Annotated in this window: 20 protein-coding genes; 9 read left to right on the top strand and 11 right to left on the bottom strand. The window is 74.6% G+C overall.

What is annotated here, in order from left to right; translation table 11 throughout:
- Positions 1-684, bottom strand: coding sequence for a Rossmann-fold NAD(P)-binding domain-containing protein (locus AC0IVP_RS00545; protein WP_471753805.1), 684 nt, complete (start codon positions 682-684; stop codon positions 1-3).
- 55 nt (positions 685-739) lie between these two features.
- Here AC0IVP_RS00545 and AC0IVP_RS00540 point away from each other — a divergent pair, with 55 nt between their 5' ends.
- Complete coding sequence (locus AC0IVP_RS00540) at positions 740-1858, top strand: DUF5925 domain-containing protein (protein WP_471753803.1); 1119 nt, start codon at positions 740-742, stop codon at positions 1856-1858.
- Between the two features lie 3 nt (positions 1859-1861).
- Here AC0IVP_RS00540 and AC0IVP_RS00535 read toward each other — a convergent pair whose 3' ends face one another.
- Positions 1862-3094, bottom strand: coding sequence for a lipase family protein (locus AC0IVP_RS00535; RefSeq protein ID WP_471753801.1), 1233 nt, complete (start codon positions 3092-3094; stop codon positions 1862-1864).
- Positions 3095-3164: 70 nt separating this feature from the next.
- Positions 3165-3620, bottom strand: coding sequence for an NUDIX hydrolase (locus AC0IVP_RS00530; RefSeq protein WP_162245539.1), 456 nt, complete (start codon positions 3618-3620; stop codon positions 3165-3167).
- A 49-nt stretch (positions 3621-3669) separates the two neighbouring features.
- Between AC0IVP_RS00530 and AC0IVP_RS00525 the strand changes: the two genes are divergently transcribed.
- A complete protein-coding gene (locus tag AC0IVP_RS00525; RefSeq protein WP_471753799.1) occupies positions 3670-4467 on the top strand; it encodes an alpha/beta fold hydrolase in 798 nt (265 codons plus the stop codon).
- Here AC0IVP_RS00525 and AC0IVP_RS00520 read toward each other — a convergent pair whose 3' ends face one another.
- A complete protein-coding gene (locus tag AC0IVP_RS00520; protein ID WP_471753797.1) occupies positions 4468-5475 on the bottom strand; it encodes an LLM class flavin-dependent oxidoreductase in 1008 nt (335 codons plus the stop codon).
- Between the two features lie 124 nt (positions 5476-5599).
- Entirely contained in the window at positions 5600-8329 is a 2730-nt protein-coding gene (locus tag AC0IVP_RS00515) for an MGH1-like glycoside hydrolase domain-containing protein (RefSeq protein WP_200938773.1), read from the bottom strand.
- Positions 8330-8414: 85 nt separating this feature from the next.
- Between AC0IVP_RS00515 and AC0IVP_RS00510 the strand changes: the two genes are divergently transcribed.
- Complete coding sequence (locus AC0IVP_RS00510) at positions 8415-8963, top strand: tetratricopeptide repeat protein (protein WP_471753795.1); 549 nt, start codon at positions 8415-8417, stop codon at positions 8961-8963.
- A gap of 9 nt (positions 8964-8972) precedes the next feature.
- Positions 8973-9425, top strand: a complete 453-nt coding sequence (locus AC0IVP_RS00505; RefSeq protein WP_471753793.1) for a hypothetical protein — start codon at positions 8973-8975, stop codon at positions 9423-9425.
- A 45-nt stretch (positions 9426-9470) separates the two neighbouring features.
- Here the strand turns inward: AC0IVP_RS00505 and AC0IVP_RS00500 are convergent, their stop codons facing one another.
- Together AC0IVP_RS00500 and AC0IVP_RS00495 are read right to left on the bottom strand one after the other, a co-directional pair.
- The gene (locus tag AC0IVP_RS00500) at positions 9471-9605 is read right to left on the bottom strand and encodes a hypothetical protein (protein ID WP_255352968.1); all 135 of its coding nucleotides are present in this window, start codon (positions 9603-9605) and stop codon (positions 9471-9473) included.
- An 80-nt stretch (positions 9606-9685) separates the two neighbouring features.
- A complete protein-coding gene (locus AC0IVP_RS00495; RefSeq protein ID WP_471753791.1) occupies positions 9686-10609 on the bottom strand; it encodes a GmrSD restriction endonuclease domain-containing protein in 924 nt (307 codons plus the stop codon).
- A gap of 158 nt (positions 10610-10767) precedes the next feature.
- Here AC0IVP_RS00495 and AC0IVP_RS00490 point away from each other — a divergent pair, with 158 nt between their 5' ends.
- From AC0IVP_RS00490 to AC0IVP_RS00475, 4 genes are all read left to right on the top strand, one after another.
- The gene (locus tag AC0IVP_RS00490) at positions 10768-12024 is read left to right on the top strand and encodes a helix-turn-helix transcriptional regulator (protein WP_471753789.1); all 1257 of its coding nucleotides are present in this window, start codon (positions 10768-10770) and stop codon (positions 12022-12024) included.
- Positions 12025-12120: 96 nt separating this feature from the next.
- Positions 12121-12783 (top strand): hypothetical protein, encoded by a 663-nt coding sequence (locus AC0IVP_RS00485; protein WP_471753787.1) that lies wholly within the window; start codon positions 12121-12123, stop codon positions 12781-12783.
- 54 nt (positions 12784-12837) lie between these two features.
- Positions 12838-13170 carry a VOC family protein gene (locus AC0IVP_RS00480; protein ID WP_471753785.1) on the top strand — a complete coding sequence of 111 codons (333 nt, stop codon included), beginning with the start codon at positions 12838-12840 and terminating at the stop codon, positions 13168-13170.
- A gap of 16 nt (positions 13171-13186) precedes the next feature.
- Positions 13187-13621 (top strand): VOC family protein, encoded by a 435-nt coding sequence (locus AC0IVP_RS00475; protein ID WP_056291965.1) that lies wholly within the window; start codon positions 13187-13189, stop codon positions 13619-13621.
- 7 nt (positions 13622-13628) lie between these two features.
- On the opposite strand, the gene AC0IVP_RS00470 is transcribed toward AC0IVP_RS00475, so the two are convergent.
- The 3 genes from AC0IVP_RS00470 to AC0IVP_RS00460 are packed head-to-tail and all read right to left on the bottom strand — an operon-like array spanning position 13629 to position 15278.
- Positions 13629-14603 (bottom strand): matrixin family metalloprotease, encoded by a 975-nt coding sequence (locus tag AC0IVP_RS00470; RefSeq protein ID WP_471753783.1) that lies wholly within the window; start codon positions 14601-14603, stop codon positions 13629-13631.
- Positions 14604-14631: 28 nt separating this feature from the next.
- Positions 14632-15045, bottom strand: a complete 414-nt coding sequence (locus AC0IVP_RS00465; protein ID WP_471753781.1) for a type II toxin-antitoxin system VapC family toxin — start codon at positions 15043-15045, stop codon at positions 14632-14634.
- Positions 15042-15278 carry a FitA-like ribbon-helix-helix domain-containing protein gene (locus AC0IVP_RS00460; protein ID WP_471753779.1) on the bottom strand — a complete coding sequence of 79 codons (237 nt, stop codon included), beginning with the start codon at positions 15276-15278 and terminating at the stop codon, positions 15042-15044. The genes AC0IVP_RS00465 and AC0IVP_RS00460 overlap by 4 nt, the downstream gene beginning before the upstream one ends.
- Positions 15279-15360: 82 nt before the next feature.
- On the opposite strand from AC0IVP_RS00460, the gene AC0IVP_RS00455 reads away from it, so the two are divergent.
- Positions 15361-17106, top strand: a complete 1746-nt coding sequence (locus AC0IVP_RS00455; protein WP_056291970.1) for a DUF429 domain-containing protein — start codon at positions 15361-15363, stop codon at positions 17104-17106.
- Here AC0IVP_RS00455 and AC0IVP_RS00450 read toward each other — a convergent pair whose 3' ends face one another.
- Positions 17107-17424 carry a hypothetical protein gene (locus AC0IVP_RS00450; RefSeq protein ID WP_471753777.1) on the bottom strand — a complete coding sequence of 106 codons (318 nt, stop codon included), beginning with the start codon at positions 17422-17424 and terminating at the stop codon, positions 17107-17109.
- Positions 17425-17461 lie beyond the last annotated feature (37 nt).

The following is a 17461-nucleotide window of genomic DNA, read 5'->3' as shown; positions in this document are numbered from 1 at the left end:
TCAGGACCGGCGCGGGCCCGCGGACTCACCGGCGAGGTCGTTGATGCCCGCGGTCGTCACCACGCCCGGGGCCCCGCCACCGGTGACCGCGGCGAGGAACGCCCGCCCGACCGCCTCGGTGCTGGTGACCTGGCCGGGGACCACCCGGGTGAGCACCGGGAACAGCGGCCGCAGGACCGCGTACAGCGCGCCGTAGAGCCGGGTCTTGGTGCGGATGCCGTGCAGCGGCTGGATGAGGCCGGGCCGGAACGACCAGGCACGCAGCGGCAGCGCGGCGACGGCGTCCTCGGTCTCGCCCTTGACCCGGGCCCACATCAGCCGGCCGTGCCGGTCGGTGCCCGCGCCGGAGACGTAGACGAACGCCGACCCCGGCGAGGCGTCGGCGACCGCCCGGGCGACGCCCACGGTGAGGTCGTGGGTCAGCCGCCGGTACTCGGCCTCGCGCATCCCGGTGGAGGAGACGCCGACCGAGTCGAACGTGGCGTCCACCCCGGCCAGGTGCTCCCCCGGCGTCGCCAGGTCCCCGACGACGACCTGGGTCAGCTTCGGGTGCGCGACGTCCAGCGCGGTCCGGACGACGACCCGGACCGCGGCCACCCGGTCGTCACGCAGGCACTCGCGCAGCACGCCCTGCCCGACCATCCCGCTCGCCCCGAACACCAGCACCGTCAGCCCGTCGCCCATGCCGGTCAGTCTGGACCCGGCAGAACCCGGTTGCCCCCTGCCCGAGACTGACCGGGTGGACGGGGAAGCGATCGGGACGACGACGGGCATCCAGACGGGCCGGAGGACACGACCCGGTGCCCTGGACGTCGTCGTCAGCCGGCCGGCGGACGTGGGCGAGGCGCTGGTGGCCCGGGCGCTGACGGACGGGCTGCTGACCGTCCAGCGCAGCGGCTCGACCACCGGCGCGGTCCCGGACCTGGCCGCGCTGGCGCCCTCGGGCGCACTGACCGTGCTGGACCAGCGGTCCGCGGGGTCGCACGCCCTGGTGGTGGAGCTGCCCGGGCTGCTGGTCCGCCTCTCGTCCTACCGGGAGGTGCTCGACGTCGACGTCGTCGGGGAGGACGTGGCCACCACCGAGGCCTGCCTGCGCCAGGTGCTGGGGTCCGCCCGGGAGGCGGCCCGCCAGCCCGACGGGTGGGTGCGGATGCGGCTGTGGTCCTACCGCGGTGACTACGCCGACATGTCGACCCGGCAGGTGCTGGCGCCCTCCTGGCCCACGGTGGCCGGCAACTACGCGGCCCCGACGGCCACCGCGTTGGCCCCGCTGATGACCGCCCCGGACGTGGACGACCGGGCCGGCCGGCTCGTGCTCTGGCACGGGGCACCCGGGACCGGCAAGACGACCGCCGTCCGCGCGCTGGCGCAGCAGTGGTCGTCGTGGTGCGAGCCGCACTACGTGACCGACCCGGAGAAGCTCTTCGCCGAGACGGCCTACCTGCTGCAGGTGGCCGGGGTGGACGACGTCGACGACGACGACCGGCAGGCCCCCTGGCGACTGGTCGTCGCCGAGGACTGCGACGAGTACCTGCGGGCCGACGCGAAGCAGCGGTCCGGGGCGTCGCTGGGGCGGCTGCTCAACCTGTGCGACGGGATCCTCGGCCACGGCCTGAAGGTCGTGGTGCTGCTGACGACCAACGAGGACCTGGGCAGCCTGCACCCGGCGATCACCCGGCCCGGCCGGTGCCTGAACCAGGTCGACTTCGCCCCGCTGTCCCCCGCCGAGGCGGACGCCTGGCTGGGCGGTGCGGGGCCCACCCCGACCCGACCGACCACCCTGGCCGAGCTGTACGCGCTGCGCGAGGACCGCCGCTCCGGCTCCACCGGGCCCCCGGAGCAGGGCGGCTACCTCTGAGCCTCAGCAGGCAGCGGTCACCGGACGCCCGGCGGCCACCGCGGACAGCCACAGCCCGAACGGGACGACGCTCTGCACCCCGCCGGTGACGTGCTCGGCGGGCAGCAGGTCCAGCCGGGTGGTCACCCCGGCGGCGCACCAGGTGTCGTGCAGCTGCTGGGCCTGCCCGAGCGCGACGACCTGGTCGAAGGCGGCGTGCGACTGGTAGGTCGGCACGGTCGGCGCCGGCCGGTCGGCGAGCCGGTTCTCGGCCAGCACCGCGGCGATGGCCGGCTCCTGCAGCAGCTCGGCCACCCCGCTGCCGTCGGTCGTGTAGTCCGACAGCGAGGTGCCGGCGGTGGCGAGCATGGTCGGACCGCCGACGCACTCGCTGCGCAGCCCGGCCACCACCTGCCGGCCCCGGGGGTCGAGCCGCTCGTCCAGCCGGACGGCGTCGGGGTACGCGGCGTCGAGCCCGACGATGCCCAGCAGCCCGAAGTAGGCGTTCGGGCCGCCGTCCAGGCCCTCGGAGACCGACTGCAGGTCGGCCGGCACCCCGCCGACGGCGACCCCGCGCAGCGCGAGGTCCGGGGCGTACTCGGCCGCCAGGGACGCCGCCCACGCGGCACCACCACCGCCCTGGGAGTAGCCCTGCAGCAGCACCGGGGAGCTGTCCGTCGTCCGGGCGCCGGGGACGGCGGACGCGGCGCGGGCCAGGTCGAGGACGGCGTGCGCCATGGCCGGACCGGTCGTGTACGTCGGCGAGCCGCCGGTCAGGTACCCGTCGTAGTCGGTGACGGCGACGCTGAACCCCCGGGCGAGGGCGGCCGCGACGGGCGCCGCCTCGTACTCGGTGCCGGCGACGAACTGCCGGCTGGGCGCGCACTGCGGACCCAGTCCCTGGGTGCCCGGGGCCAGGGTGAGCAGGGTGCCCGCGGTCGACGACGGGGCCAGTGTGGGGGTGAACACGGTGCCGGAGACGACCTGCGGCGTGCCGTCGACGGTCGTCGAGGTGTAGAGCACCGTCGTCGCCCGGAACGGCAGCACCCCGGCCAGCGGGACGGCGGCCGGGCGGGTGCGCAGCACGGTGCCGGGGGCCCCGGTGGCGGCCGGCGGGTCGTAGAACGGGTCGGCGGCGGCGAGCGGCGCGGGCACGACGGTGGCCGGGTTGGCGGGCTCCTCGGCCGCGGCGGGGCCGGCGGTGGACAGCACCACGGCGGCGACGGCGGCGAGCAGGACGGGCGGGCGACGGGACACAGGGACCTCGTTGTCGTGGGTGTCTGTTGTCGAGGTTCACACACACCATGGCACGCGGTCGACCTCGGCGTCAGCCCCCGACGGCGTCGACCAGCCGGTCCAGGAAGGCCAGCTGGCCCTTCACGAGCTTGGTGCGGGCGGTGTCCAGGTCCAGCCAGGCGGCCCGGTCGATCTCGGGGAACTCCTGCACCCGGCCCGAGCGCGGCGGCCACTCCAGGGAGAAGGTGTTGCTGAGGACGGCGTCGGCGTCCAGGTCGCCCTCGGCGGCGAAGACGGTCAGCGTCTTGGACCCCTTCACCACACCCAGCGGCAGCAGGTCCGCCGGTGCGGGTGAGCCGGTCTCCTCGGCGAACTCGCGGCGGGCGGCGGTCTCGGCGTCCTCGTCGGCGGTGTGCTCGCCCTTGGGGATCGACCAGGCGTGCTCGTCCTTCCTCGCCCAGAACGGGCCGCCCATGTGCCCGAGCAGCACCTGCAGCTCCGGTGCGCGGCGGTACAGCAGGACCCCGGAGCTCAGACGTGGCGGCACGCGCCCATGCTGCCCGATGAGTCCGGGCCGGTCGGGCAGTCTCCCGGGCATGACGCAGACCCTGGACGCACCCGGCGCGACGTTGAGCTACGAGGTGCGGGGCACCGGTCCCGTGCTGGTGATGATCGGCCACCCGATGCCCTCCGGCGGGTTCGACGCCCTCGCCGCACAGTTCCCCGACCGGACGGTCGTGCTGCACGACCCGCGCGGCACCGGGGAGAGCACCATGGCCGACCCCACCCAGGCACCGGACCCCGAGGTGCTGGCCGACGACCTGTCCCGGGTGATCGCGGCCGTGACGTCCGAGCCGGTCGACGTCTTCGGCTCCAGCGGCGGCGGGATCACCGCGCTGGTGCTGGCCTCCCGGCACCCCGGGCGGGTGCGGACGGTGGTCGCGCACGAGCCCCCGCTGACCGGGTACCTGCCCGACGCGGCCGCCGTCCGCGAGCAGCTGGCCGGGGTCGCGGCGACCTACCGGGAGCAGGGGCTCATCCCGGCGATGGGTGCGTTCATGGTGGTCGCCGGCTTCACCCCGCCCGCGCCGTCCCCCGACGCCGCCCCGCCCGCCCCGCCGTCGGAGGCCGACCAGCGGTCGATGACCCGGATGGTGCTGGGCATCGAGACGGTGCCCACCCACCGCGTCGACGCGGCGGCGCTGCCCACCGAGCGGGTGCGGATCGGGGTCGGCGCGTGGTCCGGGGAGGCCCTGACCGGCCGGACCTCCCGGGCGGTGGCCGCCGAGCTGGGCGTGCCGCTGGAGGTGTTCCCCGGCGGGCACGGCGGCTTCCACCCCGACCAGGGCGGCGACCCGGTGGCCTTCGCCGCGGTGCTGCGGTCGCTGCTCTAGTCAGGCTGTGGGCGACCAGCCCAGCGCCGGGCCCAGCCGGCCGGCCATGTCGGTGAGGATCTGCACGTAGTCCTCGTGCTCGAAGCTGAACGGCAGCGCGAAGGCCACCTCGGTGACCTGCTGGAAGCCGGCGTGGGCGTGCAGCTGCTCGGCGATCTGCTCGCTGGTGCCCACGATGTCGGGGGCGAAGAGCAGCTTGCCCGGGCCCTGCGGCTCCCGGGTGCGGGGCAGCCGGGCAGCGGCGTAGGCCTCGTACTTCTCCCGCTGCGCCGGGGTGGCCGAGTCGGTCGGGATGACGACGAGCCCCTGGGACACCCGACCCTCGGGGAAGGCCTCCCGGTAGGCGGCGATCTGCGCGCCCTGGACCCCGGCGAAGTCGGCGTCGGTCGCGCCGGTGAGGACGCTGGAGGTCAACAGGTTCAGCCTCTGCTCGGCCGCCCATGCCGCCGACCGGAAGCTGCCCGCGCCGTACCAGACCCGGTCCCGCAGCCCGGGCGAGTGCGGCTGGATCTGGCCGGAGAACACCTCGATGCCCTGGGTGGCCTCCGTCGTCACCGACTCACCGCCCACCATGTCCAGGAAGCGGCTGACCCGGCCGTGGGTGAAGTCCTCGACGTCGGCGGTGTCGGGGTAGAGCGCGTCCTTGACGTCGTCCCAGCGCATCGGCTGGCTCACGCTGATGCCGGGGTTGATCCGGCCACCGGACAGCAGGTCGACGGTGGCGAGGTCCTCGGCCAGCCGCAGCGGGTTCTCCCACGCCAGCGGGGTGACGGCGGTGCCCAGCTCGATCCGCGACGTCCGCTGCGACGCCGCGGCCATGATCGCCACCGGGCTGGAGACGCCGTACTGCAGGTGCCGGTGCCGCAGCCACGCGCTGTCGAACCCGAGCTCCTCGCCCAGCTGGATCTGGGTCAGCAGCGCCTCCATCCCCGGCGCCGGGTCGGCACCGTCGAAGGTGCCGATGGTGAGGAAGCCGAGCTTGGCCAGGGGCGCGTCAGACGTGGGCACGTCCCCGGCAACCCCCGGGGTGCCCGGCTGCTTCCCGCCGGGCGACGACGAGGGCAGGGTCCCGCCGTCCAGGCGCGTTGTCACGCTGCAGCGCGGCAGTCGGCCTGGACGGCGGGAGGATGCCTCAGGACCAGCGCGGGTCCGGGGGCAGCCGCGGGTTGAGCAGGTGTGCCACCAGCGCGGTCCAGCCGGTCTGGTGGGTGGCGCCCAGGCCCTCGCCGGTGTCGCCGTCGAAGAACTCGCTGAACGTGGGGTGCTGGGACCACAGCGGGGAGTCCGAGGACTCGATGCGGTCACCGTCGGCGGGGCGCTTGCCGTCGACGGGGCGGAAGAGCGCGGTGAGCCCGTTGTCGATGAGGTCGGCGGCGTCGACGAGGGTGCAGCGGTTCCCCGACCCGGTGGGCAGCTCGATGGTGAACGAGTCGCCGTAGTGCCGGCCCAGGGTGCGCAGCTTGTCCGCCAGCAGCACGTTCACCGGGAACCAGACCGGGCCGCGCCAGTTGGAGTTGCCGCCGAACAGCGCGGTGCGGGACTCCCCCGGCTCGTACTCGATGCGCGCGTCCCGGCCACCGACCCGGGCGATGACCTCACCGGTGGACTTGGACAGCGACCGGATGCCGAAGGGCGAGAGGAACTCCTCGGTGTCGAACATCCGGGTGAGGATCCGCTCGAGGCGGTCCCGGTCGACCAGCGACAGGATCATCTTGCGGCCCTCGGGCGCCGACCGGCTGCGCAGCGGCGCCACCAGCTCGGGACGGCGGCGCTGCAGCCAGCGCAACCGCTCGGTGACGTCGGGGACCTCCTGGGTGATCCAGTGCGGCACCTCGGTCACCCCGAGGATCGGCAGCAGCCCGACCATCGAACGCACCCGCATCGGCTGCGGTGTGCCGTCGGGGGCGACCAGGACGTCGTAGAAGAAGCCGTCCTCCTCGTCCCACAGCGACACCTCGTGCGAGCCGAACGCGTTCATCGCCTCGGCGATGGACAGGAAGTGCTCGAGGAACTTGGTGGCGGTGCCGTCCCACGCCTTGTCGTAGCGGGACAGCTCCAGCGCGATCTTGAACATCTGCTGGCAGTAGAACGCCATCCAGCTGGTCGCGTCGGACTGCTCCAGCCGGTACCCCGGCGGCAGTGGCGCGGACCGGTCGAACAGCGCGATGTTGTCCATCCCGAGGAAGCCGCCCTCGAAGACGTTGGAGCCGTCGGCGTCCTTGCGGTTGACCCACCAGGAGAAGTTCAGCAGCAGCTTGGTGAACACCCGGACCAGGAACTCGCGGTCCCGGTAGCCGTCGATCCGGTAGACGTGCCAGGCGGCCCAGGCGTGCACCGGCGGGTTGACGTCGCCGAAGGCCCACTCGTAGGCCGGCAGCTGGCCGTTGGGGTGCATGGCCCACTCACGGCACATCAGCACGAGCTGTTCCTTGGCGAAGTCGGGGTCGACGTGCGCCAGCGGGATGGTGTGGAAGGCGGTGTCCCAGGCGGCGAACCACGGGTACTCCCACTCGTCGGGCATCGAGATGACGTCGGCGAGGGCCAGGTGCCGCCAGGTCGTGTTGCGGCGCCCCTTGGCGGCCCGGCCGGCGGGCGCGGGGACGTCGGGGTCGCCGTCGAGCCACTGGGAGACGTCGAAGCGGTACAGCTGCTTGGTCCACAGCAGCCCGGCGTAGGCGCGGCGCGCGACGTGGGTGTCGTCGGCGGACAGCCCCGGGTGGATGACCGAGCGGTAGAAGTCGTCGGCCTCGGTGCGCCGGGAGGTCATCACCTCGTCGAAGCCGCCGTCGAACATTCCGTCGACGGGCTCCTCGGTGGTCAGCCGCAGCTTGACGGTGACCGTCTCGCCGGGGGCGACGGCGTCCCACTGGTACCAGAACGCGGCCTTGGTGCCCGAGTCGCTGGGGTTGATCGCGGACTTGTCGCCGTGCACGACGCGGCGGTTGATGCCGTCCTTGGGGTACTTGCTGGCGTTGCGCCGGTCGCCGAACAGCCGCACCGAGTCGGTCTCGTTGTCGCAGCACAGCACCTTCGGGGAACCCTCGGCTGCCAGGACGTACCTGCCCAGGAAGCCGTGCTCGGCCTCCACGGCCTCCAGCCCGGACGCCGTCAGGGTGGGCGCGAGCAGCTGGGTCAGGTGGCCCTGGCGCTTGTCCCCGCCCCAGGACCAGGTGTTGCGGAACCAGACCTGCGGCAGCAGGTGCAGCGGCGCCGGGTCCGGGCCGTGGTTGGTGGCGGTGACGGTGATGCAGACGTCGTCCGGGGCTGCCTTGGCGTAGGTGACCTGGACGTCGAAGAAGCGGTCCTCGTCGAGCACGCCGGTGTCGGACAGCTCGTACTCGCGCTCCATCCGGGACCGCTTCTCGTTCTCCTCGCGCAGCTTGGCGTAGGGGTACTCGGCCTGCGGGTAGCGGTAGAGCCACTGCACCCAGGAGTGTGTGGGGGTGCCGTCGACGGCCCACCAGTGCTCCTTGGCGTCCTCGCCGTGGTTGCCCTCGTCGTTGGTCAGGCCGAACAGCCGCTCCTTGAGGATCGGGTCCTTGCCGTTCCACATCGCGACGGAGAAGTTGAGGAACCCGTAGCGGTCGCAGAACCCGCCCAGCCCGTCCTCGCCCCAGCGGTAGGCGCGGGCGACGGCGTGGTCGAAGGGGAAGCCGGCCCAGGCGTCGCCGTCCTCGGAGTAGTCCTCGCGGACGGTGCCCCACTGGCGGCCGGCCAGGTAGGGGCCCCACATGCGCCACGGCGCGTTCATGTCGGTGGACTCGGCGAGCCGGGCGTGCTCGGCGCTGCGCGGCTCGACCGCGTCCTGCGGTCCCGGCGGGGCCAGCGGGCGGGGTTTGGGGTGCGGTGCGCGGGCTGACACGGCGAGGAGCGTGCCACGCGCGTGTGACAGAACGGGTGACCCCTGGCCGGGAGGGGACGAGGGTCACCCCGCCTACTGTCGGCGTGTGCGTGGACCACTGAGCCAGGACGACGTCGAGGCCGCCGGCGGTCACCACTCCCCCGAGGGCCACCGGGCGCTCGCCGAGACCGTGCTGGGCTGGGCCGCCGACCCGCACCCGGACGACGAGGTCACCCCCGCGGAGCTGCTCGTCGACGCCGGGTGGCACCTGGACCTGGCCGGGGACACCGACGCCGCACTCGCCGTCTTCCGGCGCGCGCTGGAGGCCGGCCCGACCGTGCCGGACGCGCGCTGCTCCATGGCGGCGGTGCTGCTGGCCTCCGAGCGGACCGCGGAGGCCCGCGAGGTGGCCGACGAGCTGCGCCGGGCGAAGCCGCCGATCGCGACCTGCTCGGCGATGGCCGGGGTCTTCGAGACCGCCGGCGACCTGGACCAGGCGGCGCGCTGGACGGCGATCGGGCTGGCCCGCCTGGAGCTGTCCACGGACTTCGACGTGGTCGACGGCGAGGCCGAGCTGCTGCTGACCACGCGGGCCCGGGTGCGCGCAGCCCAGGGCCTGCCCCCGGACCGGCCGCCGGTGGAACCCGCTCCCTAGCGTGGGGGCATGGGCCTCTTCAGCCGCACACCCCGCGCCGCACTCGACCTGCCCCCGGTGCCGGCGGCCTGGGCACCGTTCCAGGCCCGACTGCGCGACGCGATGACGGTCTGCGAGACGCACGGGGCCGAGGCGTGGCTGTTCCTCACCCCGCCGGCGCGCAACGCCCCGCACGTGGGGGTCATGCACATGCGGGCGACGCGGAAGTCGTTCTCGGGCTGGGGCGTGAGCGTCAACGGCATCACCGTCCCGCCGGAGGTGGCGGTGCACTTCCCGCCGTCGGTGGACCGCTGGGAGACCCCGCACGACCTCTCGACCACCGAGGCCTCGGCCGCGGCGACCTGGTTCCTGGCCTGCCACGTCCCCGGGCCGGCGGACGTCGTCCCCAGCCTCAGCGACGACGCCCCGATGGACCTGCCGCCGGCGACCGCACAGGCCGTGCTCCGCTCACTGGCCGGCTGAGACGAGCGCGGCCCCGCCCGCAGCTGCGGGCGGGGCCGGAGGCGACTACTTCTTCTTGGCCTTCGACTTCGCCTTGGCCTTGGCCTTCTTCGCCTTCAGCTTCACCTTGGCCTCCTTGGCCTTGGACTTCAGCTTCGACTCGGCCTTCTTGCCGGACTTCTTGGTCGCGGTCTTCGCCATCCCTGCTCCTCAGTCGGTGGTCTCCCGTGGGCCGACGAGAGTAACGGGCGTCTCATCGCCACCTGCCGGACACCTCCCGGTCACTCGCAGGCGAGGCCGTCGCCGTCGCCGTCCATGTCGGTGCGGTAGCCCGGCTCACCGACCCGCAGGGGTGCCGCACCGGCCGCCCGGACGGCGGCGCAGTCGGCGTACTCCCCCGCCGGAGCCGGACTCGGAGCCGGAGCCGGAGCCGGAGCACCGGTGTCGACAGGGACCGTCGACGAGCCGGGCAGCGGCTGGTCGGGGCACTCACCCAGGACCCGGGCCATCGCGTCGTGCTCGGCCTGTGTGGTCCAGAGCCCGTACCCGGCCTTGACCGCGACCTGGCGGGCCACGTAGTCGCAGCGGTAGCCGCGGTCCGGGGGCAGCCAGGTGGCGGCGTCGCCGTCGCCCTTCTGCTGGTTGAGCGGGCCGTCGACGGCGAGCAGGTTGAGCGGGTCGTTGGCGAACGCGGCGCGGGTGTCGTCGTCCCAGCCCTGCGCGCCGGTCTGCCAGCCGTTGGACAGCGCGACGACGTGGTCGATCTGCACCAGCTCGCTGGTGCCCTCCCCGCGGGTGAAGGTGATCGTGGTGCCGGAGTAGGGGTCGGCCAGGGTCCCGGTGAGCACGACGCAGTCCCGGGTGCCGGGCTTGAACGTCTCCTCCACCAGGTCGCGGGCCAGCACGTCGTTGCGGGTGTCGCAGCCGTTGCGGTCGGTGTCGACCCAGCCGGCCCCGAACCGGTCGCGGTCGTAGCCGGTCTGCGGCGCGCGGCCCTTCACCGGGATGGTCGCCAGCGCGGCGAGCGCGCTGCCGGGCGCGGCGTCGACAGTGACCGGCGGGACGGCGGCGGACGGGACGGCGGCCGAGGCGTCGGGCGCCGCCGTCGTGTCCTGCGCGGCGGCGGGCTGGTCCAGGACGGCACAACCGCCGGTGGTCAGCGCGACGAGGGCGGCGGCGGTGGCGAGCAGGCCGCGGGACGGCATGGGACTCCCGGGGTGGGCGGACGGGGATGTCCGATCCTGCGTCGCCGGACGGACCGGGTGCGGCCACGACACGCACCGGACCGCGTCCACCACCAGGCCCTTGCCGCCGGCCGGCGGGCCGAGCAGGCTCGGGGCGTGCTCGCTGCCGGGGTCCAGCCGTGACGACGGCCGTGGGCGCGGTCCGCCGCCTCGGGGTCCGGCCGGTGGTGGCCGGGGCCGCCGTCGTCGGGGTGGCGTCGGCGACGGCGCTGCACGCGGCCGGCGACGGTGGGTTCGCTACCGCCCCGGTCGGGGTGCTCGCGCTGGGCGCTGCCGCGGTGGCCGCTGCCTCGGTCGGCTCTCGGGCGGCCGCGGGGTTGGCCGGCTGGCTGGTGCTCTACCTGGCTGCCTCGGTGTGGGCGGTGCTCGCAGCGCGCTCCGGTGGCGGTGCGTTCGCCGTCGCCGTCTGGAACGCCGCATGGATCCCGCCGCTGGGCGCCGCGCAGCTGACCGTGGCCGCTGCGGTGCGCCGTCGCGCCGGTGCTGCGTGGGACGCCCGGCTGCTGACCGGTGTGCTGGCCGCGGCGGTGCTGGCCGCCGTGCTGCTGACCTCGGCCGGCGACCCGTTCGCCGGGCTGCCGACGGTGGCGCCCGAGGCGTGGCGCAGCGCGCTGGCCCCGGTCGGGGATGCGCTGACGGTGGCCGGCCTGGCGGCCCTGCTGCTGCTCCCGGTGCGGCTGGGCCGGGCCGCCAGGTCGTCGACGGGGCCGTCCCGGGCTGCGTTCGGGGTGGCGGCGGCCGGGGCGTCGGCGGCGCCGCTGACCGTGGTGTTCTGCCTGCTGCTCGCCGTGGCCCGGGACCCGGGCGCGATCGACCCGGAGCTCGGGTCGGTCGCCTTCCTCGTCGCGCTGGCCGGCGGCTGCACGTTCGCCTGCGGGTGCGCGGTGCTCGCCCGCCGTCCCGACGTGCCGGCCCGCACCCTGCTGCTGGTGGTCCGGGCGACCGGGCTGGGGTCGGCCGTGCTGGTGGTGCTCGGGGTCGGCACGCTGCTCGCGGCACCGGCGGTCGCCCTGGGTCCGACGGCGACCGCGCTCGTCGTCGCCGTCGTGACGCTGGTGTGCGCAGGCGTCGCGTGGGCCGTCGCGGACCGGCTCGCCGGTGCCCTCACCCGGCTGCCGGAACCGGCGGCCCAGCCCGCGGACGAGCCGGATGCGGGGCCGGTCCAGGTGCCCGGGCTGACCCCGCGGGAGAGCGAGGTGCTCGGGCTGCTCGCCGAGGGTGCGAGCAACGCGGGCATCGCCGCGACCCTGGTGATCTCCGAGCGGACCGTCGACGCGCACCTGCGCTCGGTGTTCACCAAGCTCGACCTGCGCCCGGACGGCGCCGGCAACCGGCGGGTGCAGGCCGCGCGCATCTGGTTGTCCACGGGACGCTGAGCAGGGCGTTCGCGGAATAGGTGCTGAGGCCGATGCGTCGGGAGGCGGCGCTGGCGACGGTGGACACCCCGTCCCGACGTGCCCCTGGAGGCCCCCGTGTCCGCGAGCGTCCTGACTCCCCCGACCACCGACCACCGTCGTCCCCCGGCCGCGCTGCTGGTCCTCTTCGGCCTGCTCGTGCTCTCCCTGGTGGCGCGACTGGTGTTCACGCTGACCGAACCGCCCTTCGACGGCTCACTGCGCTACGACGACCTGATCGCGATGGACGGCGCCTACTGGCCGCTGAACCTGTACCTGGGCGGGCCGGGCTACCTGGTGTCGTTCGTGGCGACGGCGGTCTTCCTGGTGCTGCTCGGCCGTGGCCACGGGTCCGCTCTGACGCTGGCCGGCGCACTGCTGGTCGGCCTCGGCGGGACTGTCTTCTCCCTGGCGATCACGGCAGAGGCGCTGCCCTTCGCGCACGCCGTCGACCCCACCCTGTTCGGCGAGGCCGAGGGACGGGCGTGGGTGAGCACGCTCAACGGCCGGCTGGACCTGCTGGCCCCGGCGATCGTCGGTTCACAGGTCGCCATCGGCGTCGGCGGCCTCGTCGGGCTGGTCGGGGTGTTGCTGTCCCGGACCACACCGCGCTGGGCACCGGTCGCGGGGATCGTGGGCATCGTGGTGTCTCAGGTGCTGCCGCTCGCGGCACTGGGTTACCTGCTGCAGCTGGTGGTGCTGGCCGGGATCGGCTGGGCCGGGTCGCGGGTCCGCCGATGAGTCCGGCCGCACACGGCAGTCCTACCCGCAACGCCCACCCCGCAGGAGGCCCCGATGACCGTCACGCACGCCCTGGCCAGCCTCGTCGTCACCGACCTGGCCCGCGCCGAGGACTGGTACGCCGCGCTCTTCGGCCGCGCCCCCGACGCCCGCCCGATGGCGGGCCTGCTCGAGTGGCACCTGGACTCCGGTGGCGTGCAGGTGTTCGCCGAGCCCGACCGGGCCGGCCGCTCCGGCGTGACGCTGGCCGTCGACGACCTGGACGCCCTCGCCGAGGCGCTCACCGCGGCGGGCGTCGAGCACGGCGGACCGACCCGGGCGACGTCGTCCCGACTGCTGCAGCTGAGCGACCCCGACGGCAACCGCGTCGTGCTGACCGGTCCGTGACCAGAGAGGACGAGAGATGGCCAACGCCTTCCAGGTGACCTTCGACGCCGAGGACCCGTTGCGGCTGGGCCGCTTCTGGGGTGCGGTGCTGGGCTACGTCGACCAGCCCCCGCCCGACGGGCACGAGTCGTGGCCGGCGTTCCTGACCTCGGTGGGCGTGCCGGAGTCCCAGTGGGACTCGGCCTGGTCGGTCGTGGACCCGGACGGCGTCGGCGCACGCCTGCTGTTCCAGAAGGTCCCCGAGGGCAAGGCGGCGAAGAACCGGGTGCACCTGGACGTCACCGTCGGCGGTGGCCGCGGCGTCCCGCTGGAGGAACGGCAGCGCCGGGTCGACGCGCGGGCCGCGGAGCTGGTCGAGCTGGGCGCGGAGCTCGTCGGCCCGGGCGCGGAGCCCGGGGGCTACTGGGTGGTGCTGCGCGACCCGGAGGGCAACGAGTTCTGCCTGCAGTGACCCAGGCTCAGAGGTCGGGGACGCATTCCCCCGCGCCGAGCCGGGCCAGCCCGGCCAGGTCGCCGTCGGCGAAGTCGAGGACCGACCCGTCGGTGGTGGCGTACATCAGCTGGTCGGTGTCCCAGACGTGCTGCAGCCCGACGACGTGGCCCAGCTCGTGCAGCAGGATCGACCGGGCGACCCCCGAGCCGCGCTCGGAGGTCACCAGGTCGGCGAACTCGGGCCCGTCCAGGGTGACGTTGCCGCTGACGTAGACCTTCGTCCCGTCGACCGACGGCGAGGCCCACGCGCTGCCGCCGAGACCCGCGACCTGACCGGCGAGGGCGGGCTGCTGGTCCGGGGTGCGCCAGCCGATGAGCACCGGTGCCCACCGGTCGCCGTAGACGTCGGGCTGGAAGACGCCGCGGCCCTCGACGGGCACCTCGGCGGTGGTGCCCTCGTAGTCGAACTGCAGGCCGGTGACCTCCGACAGCCGGGCCAGGGCGTCGGTGACCATGGCCTCCGCGCCCTCCGGCGCGCCGTCCAGGCTGAGGACGACGTCGACCGGGCGGCACGGGTCGTAGGCGACCGGGCTGCTGCTGTCGGCCTGCAGCTCGATGAACCCGAACGCGCCGGGGTCCTCGGGGGCCGGCGGCGGAGAGCCCAGCGGCTGGTCGGAGGCGCCGACGCCGGGGGTCGGGAACCCGCTGGGCGCCGCGACGACGGCCGGCACCTCGGCGGCGGCCTGCGGGATCTCGGGACTGCGGTCGGCCAGCTCGGGCAGGTACACGACCCCGGCGACGACGGCGGCCAGCGTGACCAGACCGAGGACGACCCGGCCCCGGCGGCGCTTGCGCGGCGGGGGCGGCAGCTCCTCCACGAACCAGTCCCGCCCGGTGACGCCGACCGGTTCGCGGCCGGCGGCCTCGTCGAGCACCCACTGCGGCACGCGTCCCGACGGCGACACCCGGTGGATCGGTGCGGTCTCGTCCGGCTCGCTCACGTGTCCCCGTCCTCGTGGTGCAGAGGACTCAGTGTGCCTGGCCCGCCGTCGGTGGGGCCCGGAACACGCAGCGCGGGCCGCTCGCACGGGTCAGTCGGTGGTCCAAGGTCCACAGCGGGGCATCCAGCGCCTCGGCGAGGGCGACGAACGCCGCGTCGTAGGAGGTGACCGAGGGGTGCAGCTGCCAGACCCGCGCGGCCAACGGCTCGAACGGGAACGTGGTGAGCGGCGACCGGACCAGGTCGCGGTGCGCGAGAGCCCCCACCTCCGGGCTGATGCGCTGGGAGAGCACGGCCCGGCGCAGGACGGCGGACACCTCGACGACGAGGTGCGCCGGGGCCGTCAGCTGCTGGTCCAGGAGTCCCGCACGGGCCCACCGCCCGTCGTTCCCGTCGTCCACGAGGGCCGCGACCACCACCGACGGATCGACGACGACCGTCACCGGCGGTCGGCGTCCCGGGCATCGAGGACGTCGCTGGCGGACAACCGCGACCCGGTCGACTCGACCCGGTCCTGGACGCGGGACCAGAAGTCCTCCGGGGTCGGGCGCTGGGCCAAGGCCGTCGACTGGGCTCGGACGTACTCCTGCAGCGACTGACCCGCGCGAGCAGCACGGGCGGCCAGCTCGTCGCGGGTCTCGTCGGGCACGTCGCGGATGGTCATCGACACGCTCACGCCTGCATCCAGCAGCGCCACATGCAGAGTGCTGCTGTGCGGCGGGACGGGTCTGTCGGACGGGCAAGGCAGGCTGTCCCCCGTGCAGCACATCGGGATCGACCTCGCCTGGGGACTCAAGTCACCGACCGGCCTGGCGGTGCTCGACGACGCCGGGGCGCTGGTGCACGTCTCCGCCGTCCGCACCGACGAGCAGATCGAGGCCGCCCTCGCCCCGTTCACCGCCGGCCCCTGCATCGTGGCGATCGACGCCCCGCTGCTGGTGACCAACGCGACCGGCAACCGGGGCGCGGAGAAGGCGCTGAACCTGGACTTCGCGAAGTTCCAGGCCGGGGCGCACCCGACGAACCAGGGCAAGCCGGAGTTCACCGACGGCGACACCCGCGGCGGCCGGCTGGGCAAGCGGCTGCGGCTGGACCTGGACCCCCGCTCGGGCCGGGAGCGGCGCGGCATCGAGGTCTACCCGCACGCGGCCACCGTCGCGCTGTTCCGGCTGGGCAAGACCCTGAAGTACAAGAACAAGCCGGGTCGGGAGTTCCCGCAGCTGCAGGCCGAGCTGCTGGTGCTGATGGACCACCTGTCCGCGGTCGCCGAGCTGACCCTGGGGCCGCTGTTCGCCGACCTGCGCGCGCAGGTGGTGGCCGCGACCAAGAAGTCGCAGCTGCGGGTGGTGGAGGACCAGGTCGACGCGGTCGTCTGCGCCTACGTGGGGTGGATCGCGGTCCGCCGTCCGGACGACGTCACCACCTACGGGGACGCGACGACGGGGGCGATCGTGACCCCCACGCTCCCCTCGGACCTCACGCCGCTGGCGAAGGCCCCGGCACCCGTGCTGGACCCGGTGCAGCAGGCGATCCAGGCCTACGCGGACTCCTGGCCCGAGACCGTGACGGCGGCCGAGGCGGCGCTGGCCCTGGTGAGCAGCCTGCTCGACGAGGCCGGCATCAACTACCTGTCGGTGACCGGCCGGGCCAAGACGGTCGCCTCGTTCGCGGAGAAGGCGGTGCGCGAAGTCGACGGGGTGCGGCTGTACTCCGACCCGCTGGCCGAGATCGGCGACGCCATCGGCGTCCGGGTGATCACCTACGTGCAGTCCGACGTCGTGGTGGTCGCGGAGCTGCTGGGCGACCAGGTGGTGGTCCTCGACGACCGCGACCTGGGCTCGCAGACGGCGCGGGAGGGCCGGTTCGGCTACGCCAGCCGGCACCTCCAGATCGCGGTGGACCCGGCGCGCGCCGAGGAGTGGCCGGCGCTGCGCGACCGCCGCGTGCAGGTCCAGGTGCGCACGGTGCTGCAGCACGCGTGGGCCGAGTTCGAGCACGACATCCGCTACAAGGGCACGGTGCCCGCCGAGCACGCCTCGGAGTTCGACCGTCGGTTCACCCTGGCCGCCGGGCTGCTGGAGCTGGCCGACCAGGAGTTCACCGCGATCCGCGAGCGGCTGCGTGCCCCGGTGCCCGCCGCCGAGGACGACGACGTCGACCCCGACGACCCGCGGATCGCCCCGCGCGAGCTGGCCGCCTTCCTGGCCGGGCAGTACGCCGACGCCGACTGGTCACGCCCGGACCACTACGACTGGATATCCGGGCTGCTGCTGGAGCTGGGCGTCACCTCGCTGGTGGAGCTGGGTGACGTGCTGCGCGCCGCGGAGGACGACTCCTCGATCGCGGCCCGGATGGGCTACAAGTACCCGCCGGGTGCGGTCCGCCGGCTCGACGACGCCCTGCTGGCCGGGTTCGGCCAGCGGTACGTGGAGCTGCACGGCAACGCGCACCGCTCGGCGGCGCTGCGAGCCCGGTTGGCGAAGCTGGTCGCGCCGGGCGGCTGATCAGTCGGAGCCGCCGCCACCGCCTCCGCCACCGCCGTCGGAGCCGCCTCCTCCGCCGCCGTCACTGCCGGTACCGCCGTCGCTGCCGGCACCGCCGTCGTACCCGCCGTCGTGCCCGTGGTGTCCGCCGTGCCCGCCGTGGCCCCGGTCGGGGACGGGGTCGCTGTACCCCGTGTAGCCGACCGCACCGCCGGTGCCGGCGTCAGCGGCTCCGGAGCCCCGGCGCGCCGGTGGGGTGGCCTTCTGCCGTTGCTGCCAGGCGCGGAAGACGATGGCCAGCACGACGACCAGGACGACGACGGCGATGAGCTTGCCCATGGGCACACCCTGAGACCTCGGGGCCCGCAGCGCCAGA

Source organism: Klenkia sp. AC732 (assembly GCF_979256525.1).
Note: the sequence above shows the minus strand (reverse complement) of the source record. Positions and strands in the feature narration are given on the sequence as shown.